The 19,462-nt window shown below is 62.7% G+C and carries 14 protein-coding genes and 3 tRNA genes; 7 read left to right on the top strand and 10 right to left on the bottom strand.

Translation table 11 applies throughout. The features are described 5' to 3' along the window. Positions 1-427: 427 nt before the first annotated feature. The 5 genes from pgsA (at position 428) to AADJ04_RS13185 (ending at position 3,783) form a co-directional block, all read left to right on the top strand. Entirely contained in the window at positions 428-994 is a 567-nt protein-coding gene (pgsA, locus tag AADJ04_RS13205) for a CDP-diacylglycerol--glycerol-3-phosphate 3-phosphatidyltransferase (protein WP_044396763.1), read from the top strand. Between the two features lie 315 nt (positions 995-1,309). Beyond that, positions 1,310-1,582 (top strand): HU family DNA-binding protein, encoded by a 273-nt coding sequence (locus AADJ04_RS13200; RefSeq protein WP_044396762.1) that lies wholly within the window; start codon positions 1,310-1,312, stop codon positions 1,580-1,582. A gap of 14 nt (positions 1,583-1,596) precedes the next feature. After that, positions 1,597-1,672 (top strand) — tRNA-Val (locus AADJ04_RS13195). Between the two features lie 61 nt (positions 1,673-1,733). Further along, positions 1,734-3,647 carry a SurA N-terminal domain-containing protein gene (locus tag AADJ04_RS13190; RefSeq protein WP_066697665.1) on the top strand — a complete coding sequence of 638 codons (1,914 nt, stop codon included), beginning with the start codon at positions 1,734-1,736 and terminating at the stop codon, positions 3,645-3,647. A gap of 60 nt (positions 3,648-3,707) precedes the next feature. Next, positions 3,708-3,783, top strand: a tRNA-His gene (locus AADJ04_RS13185). Positions 3,784-4,104: 321 nt separating this feature from the next. On the opposite strand, the gene AADJ04_RS13180 is transcribed toward AADJ04_RS13185, so the two are convergent. The 3 genes from AADJ04_RS13180 to AADJ04_RS13170 form a co-directional block, all read right to left on the bottom strand. Next, positions 4,105-4,181: transfer RNA gene (locus AADJ04_RS13180), tRNA-Arg, on the bottom strand. A gap of 189 nt (positions 4,182-4,370) precedes the next feature. Beyond that, a complete protein-coding gene (locus AADJ04_RS13175) occupies positions 4,371-6,239 on the bottom strand; it encodes a M14 family zinc carboxypeptidase (protein ID WP_341239880.1) in 1,869 nt (622 codons plus the stop codon). A gap of 261 nt (positions 6,240-6,500) precedes the next feature. Next, entirely contained in the window at positions 6,501-8,273 is a 1,773-nt protein-coding gene (locus tag AADJ04_RS13170; protein WP_341239879.1) for a DEAD/DEAH box helicase, read from the bottom strand. Positions 8,274-8,519: 246 nt separating this feature from the next. On the opposite strand from AADJ04_RS13170, the gene ettA reads away from it, so the two are divergent. Continuing rightward, entirely contained in the window at positions 8,520-10,181 is a 1,662-nt protein-coding gene (ettA, locus tag AADJ04_RS13165; protein ID WP_044401746.1) for an energy-dependent translational throttle protein EttA, read from the top strand. 63 nt (positions 10,182-10,244) lie between these two features. After that, a complete protein-coding gene (locus AADJ04_RS13160; protein ID WP_341239878.1) occupies positions 10,245-12,629 on the top strand; it encodes a DUF1631 family protein in 2,385 nt (794 codons plus the stop codon). Positions 12,630-12,686: 57 nt separating this feature from the next. Here AADJ04_RS13160 and AADJ04_RS13155 read toward each other — a convergent pair whose 3' ends face one another. The 7 genes from AADJ04_RS13155 to AADJ04_RS13125 all read right to left on the bottom strand — a co-directional run bounded on the left by AADJ04_RS13155 (position 12,687) and on the right by AADJ04_RS13125 (position 19,378). Continuing rightward, positions 12,687-14,009 carry a TAXI family TRAP transporter solute-binding subunit gene (locus AADJ04_RS13155; RefSeq protein ID WP_198847881.1) on the bottom strand — a complete coding sequence of 441 codons (1,323 nt, stop codon included), beginning with the start codon at positions 14,007-14,009 and terminating at the stop codon, positions 12,687-12,689. A gap of 74 nt (positions 14,010-14,083) precedes the next feature. Beyond that, positions 14,084-15,091, bottom strand: coding sequence for a P1 family peptidase (locus tag AADJ04_RS13150; RefSeq protein ID WP_341239877.1), 1,008 nt, complete (start codon positions 15,089-15,091; stop codon positions 14,084-14,086). A gap of 53 nt (positions 15,092-15,144) precedes the next feature. After that, positions 15,145-15,501, bottom strand: coding sequence for a copper-binding protein (locus tag AADJ04_RS13145; RefSeq protein WP_341239876.1), 357 nt, complete (start codon positions 15,499-15,501; stop codon positions 15,145-15,147). Between the two features lie 5 nt (positions 15,502-15,506). Continuing rightward, positions 15,507-16,040, bottom strand: coding sequence for a DUF411 domain-containing protein (locus AADJ04_RS13140; protein ID WP_341239875.1), 534 nt, complete (start codon positions 16,038-16,040; stop codon positions 15,507-15,509). A 20-nt stretch (positions 16,041-16,060) separates the two neighbouring features. Continuing rightward, the gene (locus tag AADJ04_RS13135) at positions 16,061-16,555 is read right to left on the bottom strand and encodes a cupredoxin family protein (RefSeq protein WP_341239874.1); all 495 of its coding nucleotides are present in this window, start codon (positions 16,553-16,555) and stop codon (positions 16,061-16,063) included. Positions 16,556-16,569: 14 nt separating this feature from the next. Next, a complete protein-coding gene (locus AADJ04_RS13130; RefSeq protein ID WP_341239873.1) occupies positions 16,570-17,952 on the bottom strand; it encodes a copper oxidase in 1,383 nt (460 codons plus the stop codon). 1 nt (position 17,953) lies between these two features. Beyond that, positions 17,954-19,378 (bottom strand): TolC family protein, encoded by a 1,425-nt coding sequence (locus AADJ04_RS13125; RefSeq protein WP_341239872.1) that lies wholly within the window; start codon positions 19,376-19,378, stop codon positions 17,954-17,956. Positions 19,379-19,462 lie beyond the last annotated feature (84 nt).

Raw genomic sequence — 19,462 nt, 5'->3', positions numbered from 1 at the left:
AAGAAGCTTGTGTGATGGGTCAACAGGTCAAACCGGGGTGGGGGCAATCCGATAGGGATACAGGGCATCAAGCCCGATGTGCAGACAGGAGCCTCACCCGCGAATGCCATCAGGGCCAGCAGGACGAACACCCTGCACCGACAGGCCGTATGTAAGACTGCAAACCCTTCAGACCTTCACGCCGCCGAATCTTGCTCTTCTGGAGACGTCCATGTAAGGGGATCCCTAGGGTTGATTCCTCTGTCGTCGAGGCCGTGGCGCCGCCGCCACAGAGGGGTGGGCTGGTTCCGTCAGTGGCTTGGGCTATGCGCCTCCTGTGGATTTGCCCGCGTTGAGACTTTGACGCCCGCAGGCACCACCTTTGCAAAAAGCCAGCGCTCGCCAGAGATCACGCCCGGGACGTCGGGTGCATGACACAATTGCGCCCATGTTTTGGACTATCCCCACCCTGATGACTTGGACGCGCATTGTCGCGATACCTTTGATCGTGGGGGTGTTCTACGCACCCATCGATCCGGCCACCCGCAATCTCATCGCCACGGTGATGTTTGTGGTGTTTGCCGCCACCGATTGGCTGGACGGATTTCTGGCCCGCAAGCTCAACCAAACCTCGTCGTTTGGTGCGTTTCTGGATCCGGTCGCTGACAAGTTTCTGGTGTGCGCCTCCTTGCTTGTTTTGGTGCACTTGCAGCGCGCCGATGTGTTCGTGGCGCTCATCATCATCGGCCGTGAAATCGCGATCTCGGCCCTGCGCGAATGGATGGCCCAAATCGGCGCAAGCAAGAGCGTTGCCGTGCACATGATCGGCAAGGTCAAAACCACGGTGCAGATGCTGGCGATCCCCTTCCTTCTGTACGACGGGCGCTTGTTTGGCGTGATCGACACGGGCGTGTGGGGCACTTGGCTGATCTGGGCTTCTGCAGTGCTCACTGTCTGGTCGATGGTTTACTACCTGCAAAAAGCCCTTCCTGAAATTCGCGCCCGGGTTCGCTGAGCGCGATCTGGCGCAGCCTCACAGTGTCTGGCCGGTGTCAATCGGTGAAGCCGCTCATGCGGCATGGGGGCGATAAAAACGCGCTGCATGCCCGGCGGGGCGCAGAAATGAGACTAGAATTCACGCAACGCCGCCGCAAAACGGCGTGTTGTATTGACACCCCGGAAGTCGATGGCTTTAATCTGACGCAGCAGACCCTGCTGCGTACCCCAGTCATTCCCCCGTCCTAAGCTAACGCTCTTGAGCGAAGCGCTTTGACGTGTGAAGGCCAGATATCCGAGACATTCCATCAACGCTATTCCCGAGAGGCTTCTTGTGAACAAAACCGAACTGATCGAGCACATCGCTAACAATGCCGATATCTCCAAGGCAGCCGCTGCACGCGCTCTGGAGTCGACCATTGAAGCCGTCAAGAAGACCCTGAAGAAGGGTGGCACTGTCTCTCTGGTTGGTTTTGGTACGTTCGCAGTGGGCAAGCGCGCAGCTCGCACAGGTCGCAATCCCCGTACCGGCGCTGCGATTAAAATCAAAGCTGCTAAAGTTCCGAAGTTCCGTCCAGGCAAAGCATTGAAAGATGCTGTGAACTGAAAATTGTTTTAGGCGGGTCCTTAGCTCAGTTGGTAGAGCGGCTCCTTTACACGGAGTAGGTCGGCGGTTCGAGACCGTCAGGACCCACCACCATACAAACAAAGGCGAACGAAAGTTCGCCTTTTGTTTTTGTCACTGAAAGATCGAGACCATGTTTGAAGCCATCCGCAAGCATTCCAAGATCGTGATGTTCTTGTTGTTCTTGCTGGTCATTCCTTCGTTTGTCCTGGTGGGTATCGACAGCAACTACTTCTCTGAAAAGAGCCCAGTGGTGGCGCGCGTTGATGGGCACAAGATCACGCAGGCGGACTGGGATAACGCCCACAGGGAAGAAACGGACCGCATCCGCGCCCAATCCCCCAATGTGGATCCCAAGCAGCTGGACACCCCCCAAGCGCGTTATGCCACGCTGGAGCGGCTGGTTCGTGACCGCGTGTTTGCCGCGGCAGCGCAGAGCTCGCACCTGATCACCAGCGACGCCCGTCTGGCCCGTGCCCTTCAAGATATCCCAGCCATCGCCGCGTTGAAGCGTCCCGACGGCTCGCTCGATACCGAAGCCTATCGTTCATTGGTCGGCGCCCAAGGCCTGACACCTGAAGGGTTCGAAGCAAACGTCCGCCGCGAATTGTCGGTGAGCCAAGTGATGGGTGGCGTGATGAGTACGGCGTTCGCTACCGACGCTGCCGCCAAGCTGGCATTCGATTCGCTCTACCAGCGCCGCGAAATTCAAGTGGCTCGCTTCAATGCCACCGACTACGCGAAGCAGGTCAACCCTACCGAGGCGGACATCGAAGCCTTCTACAAGGCCAATGCTCAGCGTTTCCAGCAGCAGGAGCAAGCTGCCGTGGAATATGTCGTTCTCGACCTGGACAGCGTCCGCTCGGGCATCCGTGTGAACGAAGATGACCTGCGTACTTACTACAAGGAAAATCTGACGCGTCTGGCCGCGAAAGAAGAGCGCCGTGCCAGCCACATCCTGATCAACGCCGCTAAAGACGCACCGGCTGCTGACCGCGAGCAAGCCAAGGCACGTGCGCAAGAGTTGCTGGCGCAAGTGCGAAAGTCTCCAGCGTCATTTGCGGAGGTTGCCAAGAAGTCATCGCAGGACTCCGGGTCGGCGCCAGCGGGTGGAGATCTCAACTTCTTTGGCCGCGGTGCGATGGTGAAGCCTTTCGAAGATGCTGTGTTCGCGATGAAGAAGGGTGAGATCAGCGACGTGGTGGAGTCTGACTTTGGCTACCACATCATTTTGCTGACGGATATCAAGACTCCACGCCAACCTTCGTTTGAAGAACTGCGTCCGTCTTTGGAAGCTGAACTCAAGCAGCAGCAAGCGCAACGCAAGTTTGCGGAAGTGGCAGAGGCTTTCACCAACAGCGTGTACGAGCAACCAGACAGCCTCAAGCCTGTGGCTGACAGCCTGAAGCTCAAAATCCAGACGGCTGAAGGTGTCACGCGCGTTCCTGGTCCTGGCGCCAGTGGCCCGCTGGCCAGCCCCAAGTTTTTGGAAGCATTGTTTGCCAACGATTCCGTGGAAGGTAAGCGCAACACCAGTGCGATCGAAGTCGGTCCAAGCCAGCTGGTGGCCGGGCGCATCTCGACTTACACCCCTACGCGTACGCTTGCCCTGCAAGAGGTCAGCGACCGCGCACGTCTTTTGCTGATCGCAGAAAAGTCGGCAGAGTTGGCCCGCAAGGACGCAGAAGCCAAGAAGGCCGCGTGGATGGGCAATGCCGCGCCTGCTGCAGGGCTGGCACCGGCGGTAGTTGTGTCCCGCGATCAGACGCAGAACCTGCCTCGTGCTGTGGTGGATGCAGCCTTGCGTGCCTCGCCCGACAATTTGCCCGCCTGGGTGAGTGCAGATCTGGGATCGCAGGGAACCGCAGTGGTGAAGGTGTTGCGGATCATTCCTCGCGAAGGGGTGGATGCCCAGCAAGCTGCTCAGCAACGTCAGCAGTTGCAGCAGTGGTGGAGCACAGCCGAAGGGTTTGCATACTACGAAATGCTCAAGGAGCGTTTCAAGGTTCAAATCAAACCTAACCGTCCCCAGTCTTCCAGTATTTGATGATTTAAGCCTCTCACGTTGAAACTAGTGCGGGAATTTGGGTTATAATTTATTTCTACGGTGGCTGTAGCTCAGTTGGTAGAGTCCAGGATTGTGATTCCTGTTGTCGTGGGTTCGAGCCCCATCAGCCACCCCAAAATATGTTGTTTCACTAGGATGTGAAATGTAGCGATCAAAAGCCTCTGTGGTACCCCACAGAGGCTTTTTTGTTTTTAGCTTCGCTTTACGGGCTCATCGCATCGTCGGGTATGGGCGTGATGTAATTTCTGACATCTCGACTGGCGTGACTGTGCTTCATGAGTTGTTCCAATCGCAACGCCACAGTTCTTTGGTCCTGCGTGTTGTCTCTCCATGCTCTGCCAACGGTGAACGGTCATCACATTGAACATGGTGAGGCGCAAAAAAAACCCGCTACGCCTGAGGTGTGCGGATTTTGGTTTGAAGCGTAGAAGGCTCTTGGCCTGCCCGGAGGGACTCGAACCCCCGACCTATTGCTTAGAAGGCAATTGCTCTATCCGGTTGAGCTACGGGCAGTTTGGGATGTGGCGGTGGACTTAGGGATAATCCAAGCCCTCCAAGATGGAGCAAGTTTGCTCTACCGCCGTGAGCTGCGATGATAACCCGCTACAGGCACCACCGAAGCAAGCCCAGCGGTAAGCGCAGCCCTAAACAATCCGTCAATGGATCACCAGGTTGTTGAACCTGCGCCTGGTAGTCTTGCGTTCAGTCGATTTCCTCAAACACCAATGCTGGCGTCGCCATCACGCGGGCAGTGTGGTTCAAGTCGTCCACCAGGCGGTTGGCGAAATAGCTGTTTTGCGTGTCGGGCTCCAGTGCCGCGACAGCGAGGTTTGCAAGGGGCTGATTCAGAGGAATGTAATAGCTCTGCGCAGGAACATCCATCGCTGCGCGCACCGGGTTGACCTTGACTCGGATGATTTCGCCGTTTCCAGCGATACCTCCACGCACATCGCGCCGTTCGCTCACTTCACGGGCAGTTTCTTCGTATTTTTCAACTAAAAGTGAGCCTGCTTCTGCCACGCGCATGACCTGAATGCCCAGAAGCTTGAAGCGTTCTACTGCTGAAGTCGCACTGGCGTCGAGCCAGTATCCACAGGGCCGAGCTCTGGCTTGAAGGGTTCGCAGCGTCAGCGACGAGTTCCAATCGACGCGTGTAGTTCGGTCTTCGCCCGACGTGGGATCCAGAAAGGTGAGATCTCGTTGAGTGGGTGTTGCCGCCGCATTCACGATGATTTGGTCGCGGCAAGCCTGGGCAGATGTGTCTTTGACGACAAAGGAGCGAACCTGCTCCAAGGGGCCCACTTTTTCTGAAGCAATGCGCAGAGCACTGGTCATGGCCACGACCTGGGCGTGCACACGTCTTTGGGCATGCAGGCGACCGATGCCTACTCCCCGTGTTTCCACCAGCAGACTGACGGTATTTTTCAGACCATGCACATTGCGCCCGGTGTCTGGCTGGGTACCACCCATGGAGATGGATTTATCGTCCCGGTTGGTGGATGTTGTGTAGTACCACTCACTGCTCAGGCCCTGGTCCTTCAATGCAGCAACCATGGGGCCATGAAACCACTCCAGCGAAGCCTTGGTCAGGAATTCTGGATAGTTGGCTGTGGTTGTGTGCTGCAGGAGTGCGTCGTACTTCTGGATACCATTGAATTTTTCAAGGAATCGGCCGACCACCGTGTATTCGTGCGAGTCGATGACCAGGATGGGGCGATAGTCACGTACCAGACGCGCGATGGCTCTGGCTTCTGGTGTGTGCAAGAGCAGATGGTCTCTGTTCATGTCGATCCCATTGGCGGTGACGCGTGTGCCCGCTTCACTTCCGTCAGGGTTGGCTCGTGGCGCAACAATCACATTGATTTTGTCCAGCAGTGTTTCCATCAGACCGCCTGGTGCCAACTCTCTGGCCAGAACTAGCAGCGCTTCGGCGCTTGCGGGTTCATCGCCGTGTTGCTGCCCCACCAGTACCACCGTAGGGCGACCGGCGGATTCCAGGACCGCTGGGGTGGGACTTTTCGCTCGCGTCAGCAGCAATCCAAGGATGGGTGTGCCGCGTTGGGAGGTACCTAGATTGATCAGGTGAGGGCGGGCCTCATTGGCTGGGCGCATGCCAGCCAAGTCGTTCAGCCATTGGGCCAATTCGGCATTGGTTGTGAAAGCGCGGCGGTCTTTGCCCAGGCCAGGGGTGCTGTATTGGATGGTCGGTTCAGGAAAACGAGCCGCTACTGCCGCGTTGTACGGCGGCGTCAGCGAATCTTCGTTGCGGCTGACGATGACTGGCGTGGGGGCAACGGGCGTTGCGACTGGCTCTGCGACGCGGGCAGGTGCGCCCAAGGGCTGTGGTGCGGGCTTCGCTGCTGTTCGTGGAAGCGGTGCGGGGGCCTGGGCTTGTGGAGCCGACGAAGGGTTTGCAGGCCAGGGCGGTAGCGGGGTACTGCTGCATGCACCAAGGAGTGTCGCCGCCCCGAGCAGCGCGGCCATGACATTGAGTCGCCGAGCGCTGAGGCGATAGGGAGCCTTGGTGACGGGTTGTTGGCTGAGGGCGGGGGAGGGATCACGCAAGGTCATGGTTCGAGGGCCGTTGTGGGCGCTGGTGTCGTCATGGTTTTGTGGATGTTACCTGTTGGCGCTGGGCGCGCCCTCGCTGCGCGTCTTCACTATCTTGTGCTCCTCCATTCAGCTATGAGCCTCATGGTTTGGATGGCTTCATTTGATTGCTGTGGAACGAAGGCAGGCTCTGAGTGCACTGGTGTGAAAGCCTCTCCCAATGTAACTGCGCCCAACTCCCACACAAAAATGGGAGCTGGGCGCGTTGATCAGGAGGAGTGGTTAGCGATTGAATGAACCGCGAGGGCCGCCAGAGCCACGTGGTCCGTTGCCTCGGCCGCCGCCGCCACCACCGCCACCACCGCCGCCACCGCCACCACCGTAGCCGCCTCCGCCGCTACGGTATCCACCACCGCCGCCGCGGCGACCGCGTTCGGCCATGCTGTCTACGCTGGTACGCATGGGGTCGGGTTGTCCACCCGCGCCGTGGCCTCCATTGCGATGGACGGGGTTGCTGTGTCCGAGGTGGGTTCCCAGATGGGCATTGGCCCGTGGAGGCTGTGCATCGTCGTAGCGAGAGGAATTGTCGGGGCGTGGGCCACGGCTGCGTGCAGATGCCGGTTGAGCGTTGCCGCGACCTGCACCACCACCTTGGCCAGCACGGCCTCCGCCTGCGTTCGGGCCTTGGCCGCGTGGGCCGCTGCCATTCCCAGACCGTCCACCGCCGCCATTGCCTTGGCGAGGGCTGCGTTCGCCTTGGCCCTGGGCTGCCTTGTTGGTGCGAATGCGGTCCATCATTTCAGAGCGAGCGGCCTTGGCTGCGGCCTGCATCACTTCGCGGCTCGGTGGCTTGCCTGCACCACCCCAGATGGTCTGGCGGCCCATGGCGATGGGCTCGGCCTTTTCTCCCTCGTCCGGGCCAAAGCCGTCGATCACCTGAACGGGGATTTCCTGCTTGGTGAAGCGCTCGATCTCCATCATGAAACCTTCCTCGTCCATGCAGACGAGGCTTACGGCATGGCCCTCGCGGCCGGCGCGGCCCGTGCGGCCGATGCGGTGCACGTAGTCCTCGGGCACGTTGGGGATTTCGTAGTTCACGACGTGCGGCAGGTCGTCGATGTCGATGCCGCGTGCCGCGATGTCGGTAGCCACCAGGGCGCGGATCTGGCCCGTCTTGAAGCCCTCCAGCGCCTGGGTGCGGGCGCTCTGGCTCTTGTTGCCATGCAGCGCCATGGCCGAAACGCCGTTCTTGGTCAGGTACTCGGCCACGTTGTTGGCGCCGAACTTGGTGCGCGTGAACACCAGCACCTGGCTCCAGTCGTGCTCCTGGATGATGTGCAGCAGCACCTGCTTCTTCTTGCCGCGCCCCACGGGGTGGATCACCTGGCTGATGCGTTGCACCGTGGTGTTGCGCGGGGTGACCTGGATGCTCTGCGGGTTCTTGAGCAGCGTGTTGGCCAGCTCGCGGATCTCATCGCTGAACGTGGCAGAGAAAAGCAGACTCTGCTTGTCTTTGGGTACTAAGGCGAGCACCTTTTTGACGTCATGGATGAACCCCATGTCGAGCATGCGGTCGGCTTCGTCCAGCACCAGAATTTCGACCGTGGAAAGATCCAGGAAACCTTGCTGCTGCAGGTCGAGCAAACGCCCGGGCGTGGCAACCAGTACATCCACGCCGCGCTTGATGCGGTCGATCTGCGGGTTCATGCCCACGCCGCCAAACACCACGGTCGAGTTGATATCCAGATATTTACCGTAATCGCGCACCGACTCTTCGACCTGAGCGGCCAGTTCACGGGTGGGTGTGAGTACCAGCGCACGAATGCCCTTGCCGCCAAATTTGCTCTTGGGGGCTGTGCCCTGGCTCAGGCGATGCAGCATCGGCAGGGTGAACGCAGCCGTCTTGCCGGTGCCGGTCTGCGCCCCGGCCAGAAGGTCATGCCCTTCAAGCACGGCGGGGATTGCCTGCGCCTGAATGGGGGTCGGTGTCTCATAGCCTTGTTCGAGCACAGCCTTCAGGATGGCAGGGGCCAGATTTAGTTCTTCAAATTTCATGTCGTTGATTGCACCCGTCCGGGGCGCGGGGTATCGGCCTGTCGTCGCAACCGCGAGAGGGTTGCCGAGCCAGTCTCAGGCAGATGAGGTTCAAAGGTGGGAGCCCGGAAAGAGAGATTCCATCGTCCCCAGCAAACTGCTGATGTGATGAGCAACTGGAGCCCATTACGGCGTCTATTGTCGCATGGGCCGATAATCTCGGTTTGAACGCAGAATTTCTGCCCACTTTCGCAGGTTAGACAAGCAATGGCCCAATACGTTTATTCGATGAATCGCGTCAGCAAGACGGTGCCCCCCAAGCGCCAGATCTTGAAAGACATTTCCCTGAGCTTTTTCCCCGGCGCCAAGATTGGTGTTCTGGGCCTGAACGGCTCGGGCAAGTCAACGCTGCTCAAGATCATGGCTGGCGTGGACAAGGAGATCGAGGGTGAAGCCATCCCGATGCCTGGCATCAAGATTGGCTACCTGCCCCAGGAGCCTCAACTCAATCCAGAGCACACCGTGCGTGAAAGCGTGGAAGAGGCGATGGGCGAGGTCTTTGCTGCCAAGGCCAAGCTCGAAGAGGTGTACGCCGCCTATGCTGAGCCCGATGCTGACTTTGACGCTCTGGCTGCCGAGCAGGCCCGTCTGGAGGCCATCATTGCCACCGCTGGCACAGATTCCGAGCACCAACTGGAAATCGCAGCTGACGCCCTGCGCCTGCCTCCGTGGGACGCCAAGGTGGGCGTGCTCTCCGGCGGTGAAAAGCGCCGCATTGCGCTGTGCCGCCTGTTGCTGTCCAAGCCTGACATGCTGCTGCTGGACGAACCCACCAACCACTTGGACGCTGAGTCGGTGGACTGGCTGGAACAGTTCCTGCACCGCTTCCCCGGCACCGTGGTGGCCATCACCCACGATCGCTACTTCCTGGACAACGCCGCCGAGTGGATTCTGGAGCTGGACCGTGGTCACGGCATTCCGTACAAGGGCAACTACAGCACCTGGCTGGACCAGAAGCAGGCCCGTTTGGAGTCTGAACAAAAGGGTGAAGAAGCCCGCGCCAAGGCCCTGAAGAAGGAACTGGAATGGGTGCGCCAGAACGCCAAGGGCCGTCAGGCCAAGAGCAAGGCACGTATTGCCCGCTTCGAGGAATTGAGCGATTTCGAATACCAAAAGCGCAACGAAACGCAGGAAATCTTCATTCCTGTGGCCGACCGCTTGGGCACCCAGGTCATCGAGTTCAAGAACGTTACCAAGTCGTTTGGTGATCGCGTCCTGATCGACAACCTGAGCATGAACATCCCTGCAGGCGCCATCGTCGGCATCATCGGCCCCAACGGTGCCGGTAAATCCACGCTGTTCAAGCTGATTGCAGGCCGTGAGCAGCCTGACGCGGGCGAAGTCATCATTGGCTCCACCGTGAAAATGGCCTACGTAGACCAGTCGCGTGATTCGTTGTCGGACGATAAAACCGTCTGGGAAGACATCTCCGGCGGTCTGGATATCATCAATATCGGCAAGTTCCAGATGGCCAGCCGTGCTTACGCGGGCCGCTTCAACTTCAACGGTGGAGATCAGCAAAAGAAGGTGGGCATGCTCTCCGGTGGTGAGCGCGGTCGCCTGCACTTGGCCAAAACGCTTATCCAGGGTGGCAACGTGCTGCTGCTGGACGAGCCATCGAACGACTTGGACGTGGAAACCCTGCGTGCCCTGGAAGATGCCCTGCTGGAATACGCGGGTACGGTGTTGGTCATCAGCCACGATCGCTGGTTCCTGGACCGCATTGCCACGCACATCCTGGCCGCCGAAGGTGACAGCCAATGGACGTTTTTTGACGGCAATTACCAAGAGTACGAAGCCGACAAGAAAAAGCGCCTGGGCGAAGAAGGTGCGAAGCCCAAGCGCATGCGTTACAAGGCGCTCAAGTAAGCGCCCCAACGCCCGCAGGTCAAGTAGGATTGCAGCCGAAAACTTCTCTTTCTTTCACTCACCATGTCCCAGGCAGCGCTCGATCTGAGAACCGTCTTCCGCGCCTGCGTTGTCAGTGCGGTGCGTGAAGGCGAGTCGCTCATGGGCAAACTGGTGGAGGTCACGCGCAATGCGTTGACCCAGGAAGAGTCGTCGGTTCGCAATATCCAGCAGCGCAACAATCTGAGTGATGCGCTGAATGCGCTCAAGCAGCATGAGGCCGCTTTGCTCAAAGGTTACCCCATGGCGCTGCTGGAGATCTTTGCGGAGGGACCTGCCAACGCCAAGGTTCGCCCGGCAGATGCCTCTGGAATGGACTTCGGCGAGCTATCGCTGATGGACGACAGCGAAGTGCAAGACCAGGTGGAACTGGCTCGCGCGCAACAACTGGCGGCCCATGCGACCGAGGGTGTACTGTCAGAACTCAATACGCTGGTCAGCTCTGCGCAGGGCTTGCGCAGCGTGCAGCCCGAGCGCAACCCCTTGCGTCCCGAAAATTACATCCGTGCATTGCAGCGGGTTGTGTCTGAAACGGGCGCCACGTCTGAAGTGCGCCAGCTTTGGATGCAGCACATGCGAGGCCTATTGGGCAAGTTGCTGGAGGGTGAGTACCAGCGCATGGCCAAAATGCTGCGAGACCAGGGCGTGCAGCCTGTGGGATACGCGGTGCTGGGCACTCCCGGCGGTGCGGTGGGCCGATCAGGCTACGGCGCTCCCCAGCAGCCTATGGCCACGGGTTACGGCGGTGGCTATGCCACGGGTTACGGGCACACCAGCGGATACGGTGGGGCTTCCGGGTACAACAACCGTGGCATGGGTGCGCCTACCGGGTGGCAGGGCGATTCCCAGCAGTCCCCCTTGGCGGCAGAGGCGGAGGAAGCCATTCTGACCGTGGGCATTCTGCGCCAGATGCTGGCGGGGGCAGACCCGTTCAATCCGCCCGGTTACGGGGCTGTTGCCTCCCAGATGATCGCGCAACCGGCCAGCCGCTGGGAGAACGCCCCCGCTGCCATGCCCAGCGTACCTGGCCCATTGGGATCTGCTTACGCAGCAATTCCTGCCGTGGCCGTGGACGCCATGGAAGACATGGCCCAGCTGGAACGGCTGGTAAACCGCCTGGCGGGAGGAGCCCAGACAGCGGCGCCATTGTCCGCCTGGCGTGCGCCAGTGCAGTTGGCACCACCCATCTACACGGTTCCTTTTGTGGCGCCCACGGAATCCCCGGCGGTGGCGGCCGACGTGGTGGCCAACATGATGGCGACGCTGGCGCAAGACGCGCGGCTGCTGCCTCCCATGCAGCTCGCGGTAAAGAAGCTGGAGGCGCCGCTCAAACAATTGGTGCGCTTTGACCCTCGTTTCTTCACGGATGCAGGACATCCGGCGCGGAGCCTGCTGGATGAGATCACGCAGCGCAGTCTGGCGTTCACTACCGAAGATGCGCCGGGCTTTGACCAGTTTGTGCGTTTGGTGAATGAAGGCGTTGCCCATTTGGCGGCCAGCGAGATCAAAGACGCCACGCCTTTTGAGACCGTGCTCAGGGCACTGTATTCCGCGTGGGACACCCAGGAGCAGCGCAAGAAAGCCCAGGAAGCGGCAGAGCAGCAGGCACGTCAGCGGGCTGAGCAACGGGCCATGCTGGCTGAACGTGTGGCGGCCGATATTCGCAAGCTGCACGACATAGGCAATGTGCCTGCCGATATTCTGGATTTTGCTGCGGGCCCTTGGGCAGACGTGGTGGCTCTGGCGCAGGTGAGCGCCGAAGGGCAGCAAGATGACCCCTCGGGATACCTGGCGCTGGTGCCATTGCTTCTTTGGAGTGCCCAGCCCGAACTGACCCGGCTGGAGCCGGAGCGCTTGACCCACGCCATCCCGGACATGCTGGCGAAGTTGCGCCAAGGTCTGCGCTCCATTGATTACCCGGCGGACAAGGCCAGCGCTTTCATTGCCAGGCTGGTGGCATTGCACCAGGCGGCCTTTGAAGCTCCCCCAGCGCCTGGCATCTCGATTCCATTGCCACAGGGCGATGCAGTAGCCGAGCCTGGCGACAGCATGGGCTCGGAACTTCCGCCGGAAGAGGACAGCAGCCAGGCGCTGCTGGAGCCCACCGCCAGCCAGGCTGCAGCCTTGGCTGAAGACCCTTTTGCCAATTTTGTGGTGGGTGCGTGGGTGGAATTGATCTCCAACCAGCGCCCGGTGCGCACGCAGCTCACCTGGACCAGTCCCAACGGAACGCTGTTCCTGTTCACCTCGCCCGATGGCAGCACGCAGTCGATGACGCGCCGCATGCGGGACAAACTCGCCAGCGAAGGCACGCTGCGCGTGATTCGCTACAAGCCCTCATCTCGCAGTGCCAATTCGGCACCGGCCGACCTGTCCCGCACTCCCCCCAAGGTTTCCAAAGGCCGCTGATTCAACTGGGCCGCAAGGCATGCCAGCCGCAGGGGGTTCGGGAGTCAGGCCAAGCCCTCAGGGCCGCATGAACTTCTTGCGGATCAGGTGAATGTGGTTGCGCAAGGCGTACAACTCGTCGGCGTACGACAGCGGCACGGTCACTTTTTCAACCTGGGCTTCCAGCGCATCGAGCGCCTGCAGCATTTGCGGGGCCTTGTCTGGCTCAGACTCCACCGTGTCTTCGATCTCGCGCAGGCGGCCGTACCAGCGGAAAATGCGCGAGCGCACCCGGAACTGGTACAGCGGCGGCACGACCCGGGACAGGGGCAGCAGGGCCGCCAGCAAAATCCCCAGCACCAGCCACATCCGCTCGATCAGATTGGCCAGCCAGAACGGCAGGTAGCGCTGCAGCATGGGCACCGGTTCGTTCATGGCCCGCTCGCCCTCTTTGGCGATGGGAAGTTCGCTGTTGCGCATGTTGGGAAACTCACGCGCACGGTTGAACCAGCCTGCCGTGCTGTGCACCTGTTGCGCGCGCTGTGCAAACAGCGTGAGCAAGGCCGGGTGGGTGGATTCCCGCGCCAGCAGCGACGTGGTGGATGCCACCATGCGCACGTCGCGTGCCGGCACGTTGCTGGCCAGGTCCACCACACCCCGGGGCAGGGTGACCGGGGAGAGGAAGGGGAACCGCCGCGCGTAGGCCTCGTGCTGTGCAATGTCGAGCAACTGCACTCCGGGGGTTTGCAGCAGCATCTGCACCATCAGCGATTCGGGGGCCGAGGCAAACACCAGTGCATCCAGCTTGCCCGCCAGGAAGGCGACGGTGGCAGGCGTTTCTTCCAGGCGGGTCATGGTCACGACACCCGCCTCCAGCCGGTTGGCTTCCAGCAACTGGTTCATGAGCCAAGGTACGCCACTGCCTTCCGAACCCACATTCACCCGCATCCCGCGCAATTGCCGCAGCCCGTCCAGCCGGGGGCGCTCGTGCATGCGCTGGGCGGCTTCGGTGCGGTAGAACACCCACACCGGCTCCACAAATAGGCTGCCCAGTGACACCAGGTTTTCCGGGTCGTCCGGCAGCAGCTCGGCAGTGCCGCCTTGCACAAACGCCAGGTCTGCCTGGCCGTCTCGCAGCAGTTGCAGGTTGGCCGACGAGCCATCGCTGGGCAACAACCGCACTTCAATGCCCTCGGCGGCCAGCGCTTTCTGGTAGCGCTTGCCAAACTCTTCGTAAGCGCTTTGTGCGGGGCCAGTGGCCAGCGTGACCGATTTGGGCGGGGTGGGGTTGAGCCACCAATAGGCCAGCACCAACAGGCCCACCGCCAGGAAGGCCAGGGGCCCAGCAGACAGGACCAGATCACGAAACGACAGCAACGCAGAGCGCAGTGCCTTGGACATGCGGGGGGACATAACGGGGGGCACCCATGGAAAAAAGAAAGCAGGCGGTGCACCGGCTGGTGCCCGCCGCAGAATCAGCTGCGCAAGTCTGCCATGGCTGGCAGGTACAGGCCGTCTGCGGTGGTGACAGAACGTGCCGCCTGCACTGCCCGGACGGTGGCGCGCGCGGTGGCTTCGGCCGCCATGGTGGCCAGCACCATCATGCCCAGGCTTTTGCCCGCACGGCCCGTGCCCAGGCTGAACAGGGTGTCGCCGTCCGACATGGTGTGCACCGGGTTGATGCTGCGTGCCAGACCGTCGTGCGCGGAAATGGCCAGGCGGTGCGCCTGTGCTTTGGTCAGGATGGCATCGGTGGCCACGACGCCGATGGTGGTGTTGGTGCCCGCCAGCAAGGGCTGGGGCGGCTGGCCGCAGAGCAGGGCGCGGCGCGTGTCGCGCAGTGCCCGGCCATCGTCGGTGCGTGCGCCCGCCATCACCTGTGCGGTGTCGGGGTCGATCACGTCGCCCAGGGCGTTGCAGGCGATGAGGGCACCCACCGTCACACCATCCACGGTGACGGACGCCGTACCCACGCCGCCCTTCATGGCGTGCTGGATGCCAAAGACCTTGCCCACCACGGCACCGGCCCCAGCGCCCACATTGCCTTCGGCCGGGTCGGCGCTGGACGCTGCGGCGCACGCGGCGTAGCCCGCTGCGGCATCGGGGCGAATGCGCATGTCGCCCACCAGCAGGTCAAACAGCACGGCCGCGGGCACGATGGGCAGGCGGCCCACGGCCACGTCCAGGCCCACGCCGCGCTCTTCCAGCCAGCGCACCGCCCCCGTGGCGGCCTCCAGCCCCCAGGCGCTGCCGCCTGCGAGCATGATGGCGTGCACCTTGTCCACCAGGTTGGAGGGGTGTAGCAAGTCGGTCTCGCGCGTGCCGGGGGCGGCACCGCGCACGTCCACCCCGGCCACGGCACCCTCGCGTGCCATGACCACGGTGCAGCCGGTGGGCCGGCGGGTATCGGTGAAATGACCGACTTCAATGCCGGCCACGCGGGTGATGCTGCCGGCGTCGCCAGCGGGGAAGGGGGCGTTCATGGGGCCTGATTATGGTGGCCCCGCTTCTACCGGCTCTTCCCCGCTGCGGCCATTTACTGGGCCTTTTCGATGCGCGTGGCGTAGTAAGCGCCCTTGACCTGCTCTGCCCGAAAGCGCACCTTGTCGCCCGCCTTGAGCGGCGCGAGCTGGGCGGCGTCCTGCACACGGAACACCATGGTCATGGGCGGCATGTTGAGGTTCTTGAGCTCGCCATGGCGCAGCGTGACTTTGAGGGCGGCGGCGTCCACCCGGGTGACCTCGCCTTCGCTCAAGTCGGCCTGCTGTGCGTTGGCGGCAGCTGTGTGATGCGCTGTGTGGCTGTCAGAGGCGGGAGCCTGTGCCCATGCGGGGGCGCTGGTGAGCACGGCTGCGGCAAACAGCGCAAACCACTGCGGGAGGGATTTGGGCAAGGAGGTCATGTGGAAGCCTTTTTGTTGTAGCTCTTGAAAACACGGGTGCTGCCGTCGTGCGCCACCAGCAGCACGTCGTAGGGGTCACGGCGGTCGCCATACACGGCGCCGTCCATCCCGGGCGAGCCTACGGGCATGCCGGGCACGGTAATGCCCAGAGCCTTGGGCTTTTGCTGCAGCAGGGCGCGCACATCGCTGGCGGGCACATGGCCTTCCACCACGTAGCCGCCGACCAGGGCGGTGTGGCACGAGCCCAGCTTTTGCGGCAGGCCCAGTCGTGCGCGCACGGCGTTGTTGCCGGTTTCGTGCACGGTCACCTTGAAGCCATTGGCCTGCATGTGGTCCACCCAATCCTTGCAGCAGCCGCAGTTGGGGTCTTTCCACACCTCGACCGGCGTAGGGGCAGGCCCGGCGGCGCGTGCCAGGGATGGGGCCAATGCCGCCACCGTGCCGGCGCCGAGCAGCGTCAGCGTGGTGGCCAGCCACTGGCGGCGGCTGAGGGTAGGAGCGGTACGGGAGGGGGTGCTGATTGGTTGCATGAGGATCTCCGGGGGATTGTTCAATGGGCGCGGGGCAGCACGGTGATGGTGCCAGTCATGCCCGCCTGGTAGTGGCCCGCGATCAGGCAGGCAAAGTCAAAAGTGCCGGCACGGTTGAAGTGCCACACGATGTCGCCGCGCTGGCCGGGTTTGACGTGGGCCATGTACGGCTCGTCGTGCTCCATGCCAGGGTGCTTCGCCATCATCTCGGCGTGCTGGTCCAGCTCGGCCTTGGTGCCGATGACGATTTCGTGCATCACCTTGCCCTGGTTCTGGGCCCGCAGGCGCACGGTTTCGCCCTCGCGCACTTGGATGTGGCTTGGGGCAAAGCGCATGTCGTCGCCCATGCGCAGGGTGATGGTGCGGGTCACGGCCTTGGCGTCGCCGGCAATGCCCCATTCTTTTTGTTCCTTGATCGCGGCCGGTTTGGCAGCATGGGGCATGCTTTCATGACTAAAACTGGCTGTAGCGCCCATGAATAAAGCGCAGGCAGCTATTAATTTGATAGTTTTCATGGCGTGTTCAGGGTTCAGTGCTGGTGGCTGCTGGCAGCGGGCTTGCGGGCGGTGGCTGCGCCGGGCACCGTGCCGGGCGTGTCGGCACGCGCGGGGCGTGGGGTGTGGGCGGGGGCGCCTTGCCATTCGTAGGCCTGGGTGCCAGGGGGCTGGGCGTAGTCGCCGGGGTCGCGGTAGTCGCCCGCCGGCTGGTTGGCGCGCAGCATGAAGGTGGTGAACATCCCGCCCATCTCCAGCGGGCCAAAGGGGCCGGTGCCGGTCATCATGGGGAAGGTGTTGTCGGGCAGGGGCATTTCCATGGCGCCCATGTCGGCCATGCCGCGCTCGCCCATCACCATGTAGTCGGGCACGATCTTCTGGATCTTGCCCACCAGGCCCGCATGCTGAACGCCAATCATGGTGGGCACGTCGTGCCCCATGGCACCCATGGTGTGGTGGCTCTTGTGGCAGTGCAGGGCCCAGTCACCCGGCTCGTCGGCCATCAGCTCAATCTGCCGCATCTGCCCCACGGCCACGTCGGTGGTCACCTCGGGCCAGCGCGCGCTTTTGGGCACGGGGCCGCCATCGGTGCCGGTCACTTCAAACTCGTGCCCGTGGATGTGGATGGGGTGGTTGGTCATGGTGAGGTTGCCGACGCGGATGCGCACCCGCTCGCCCTGGCGTGCCACCAATGGGCTGATGGCGGGGAAGACGCGGCTATTCCAGCACCAGATGTTGTGGTCCAGCATGGTGTTGACCTTGGGGGTCTTGCTGCCGGGCTCCACATCGAAGGCATTGAGCAGGAAGGCGTAGTCGCGCTGCACCTTGGCAATGTGCGGGTGGCTGGCCTTGGGGTGGGTGATCCACAGGCCCATCATGCCCATGGCCATCTGCACCATTTCGTCGGCATGCGGGTGGTACATGAACGTGCCGGGGCGGCGCGCCTCGAACTCGTACACAAAGGTCTTGCCCATAGGGATGGCTGGCTGGTTCAGCCCGCCCACACCGTCCATGCCGTTGGGCAGGCGCTGGCCGTGCCAGTGGATGGTGGTGTGCTCGGGCAGGCGGTTGGTGACGAAGATGCGCACGCGGTCGCCTTCCACCACCTCAATGGTGAGGCCGGGGCTCTGGCCGTTGTAGCCCCACATGTTGACCAAAAAGCCCGGCGCCACCTCGCGCACCACGGGCTCGGCCACCAGGTGGAATTCCTTCACGCCAGCGTTCATGCGCCAGGGGGCCGTCCAGCCGTTGAGGGTGACCACCGGGTTGTAAGGGCGGCCCGTGGTGGGCTGGAGCGGCGGCGCGGTGTCGGCGCTGGTCTGGATGACAGGTTCGGGCAGCGCGGCCAGGGCCCCGCGGCTGACGGAGGCGGCAGCCACTGCGGTGGCAGCGCCGGAAAAGAAGTTGCGGCGGTTCATGTCAGTGGCCTTGTGGGGTGGTGGCGGTTGCGGCGCCAGATGCCAAACCTTGCAAGGCGCCGGGCGATGTGCCGGTGAGGGCGAGCTGCAGGTCCGTCTCTGCGAGCCAGAAGTCGCGCTGCGCTTCGATGGCGTTGGCGACGGCCTGGGTGCTGTTGCGGGCTTCGGCCAGCATGTCCCACACACTGGCCAGCATGCCGTTGTAGCGCAGCGTGGTTTCGTCGCTGATGAACTGGCGCAGCGGCACCACCTGGCTTTGCTGCTGGCGCGCCAGGTCGAGCGCGGTGCGGTAGGTGAGCCAGGCGCTGCGCACTTCACTGCGGGCACGCACAGCGGTGTCTTGCAACTGCGCGGCGGCTTGTTCGACCTCGGCCTGTGCACGGGTGCGGGCGGCACCGCCCCAGTCGAACAGGGGCAGGGGCAGTTCCAGTTCCCAGCCGCGTGTGGTGTCGCGGTGGCCGCTGCCACGTTCCGTGGTGGTGTTGCGGCTGTAAGCCAGTCCGATGTCGCCAAACACCGCGCCTGCACGGCTCCAGCCCACGCGCACGGCCTGGGTGTCAAGCTGGCGGCGGGCGGCTTGCACGTCCAGGCGTTCGCGCAAGGCGGTGGTTTCGATGCCGTCGGCCGGAAGCGCAGCGGCAGGCAGCGGGGGTAACTGCGCGGCAAGTTGGTATTGCTCCTGCTTGCCCCACACCCCAAGGCGGCGGTTCAGGTCTTCGCGGGCGGTGGCAGCGGCCAGCCGGGCGCGGGCGCGCTGGCGGTGCGCTTCGTGCAGCACGGCTTGCTCGCGGGCCAGTTGCAGGCGGCTCCAGTTGCCCACGCTGGCCATGCGGCGGGCCAGCTCGGTGCCCGCCTCGGCGGCTTCCACCATGCGCTCGTGCGTGGCCGCTACCTGCTCGGCGGCCACAGCGCGCAGCCAGGCGCGGCGCGTGTCGGCGGCCAGCGTCACCACGTCTTGCGCGGCCTGCAGGGTGGCAATCTGCAGGCGCTCGGCCTGGCGTTCGGTGCGCCAGGGCAGGGTGATGAGGTCGAGCAGGCTGAACGCCAGCGTGCGCTCGATCTCGCGTTCATGGCTGTTGGCAAAGCGCCCCAGCGTGAAATGCGGGTTGGGCAGGGTGATGGCTTGCACGCGCTCAGCATCGGCCACGCCCAGCGCCGCCAGCCGGGCCTGCAGGCCAGGGTTGTTGAGCAGCGCAATGCGCACGGCAGCGTCTTGCGTAAGGGGCTCGGCCAGCCAGCGCTGGATAGATTCCTGCGCCTGCGCTTTGGCCGCAGCGTCGGCTGCGGGCAAGGCAGCTTGCACGCCAGCGGTGCGGCCTGCGGTGAGCTGGGCCACATCGCCTCGCAGGCCATCGGGCGACACGCTGGCGCAGCCGACGAGCGCCAGGGCGGCGCCAAGCAGGGACAAGCGATGCAGTACGGTCATGGCTTGCCTCCGTGCGGGTGGTGGGCCTGGTGCCCGTGTTGCATCGGCTTGTGCGGATGGACCGCCGTGCCGGCTGCCGCAGCA

The organism is uncultured Acidovorax sp. (assembly GCF_964021665.1).
Taxonomy (GTDB): domain Bacteria; phylum Pseudomonadota; class Gammaproteobacteria; order Burkholderiales; family Burkholderiaceae_C; genus Acidovorax; species Acidovorax temperans.
This window is presented reverse-complemented; position numbering and strand designations above follow the sequence as displayed.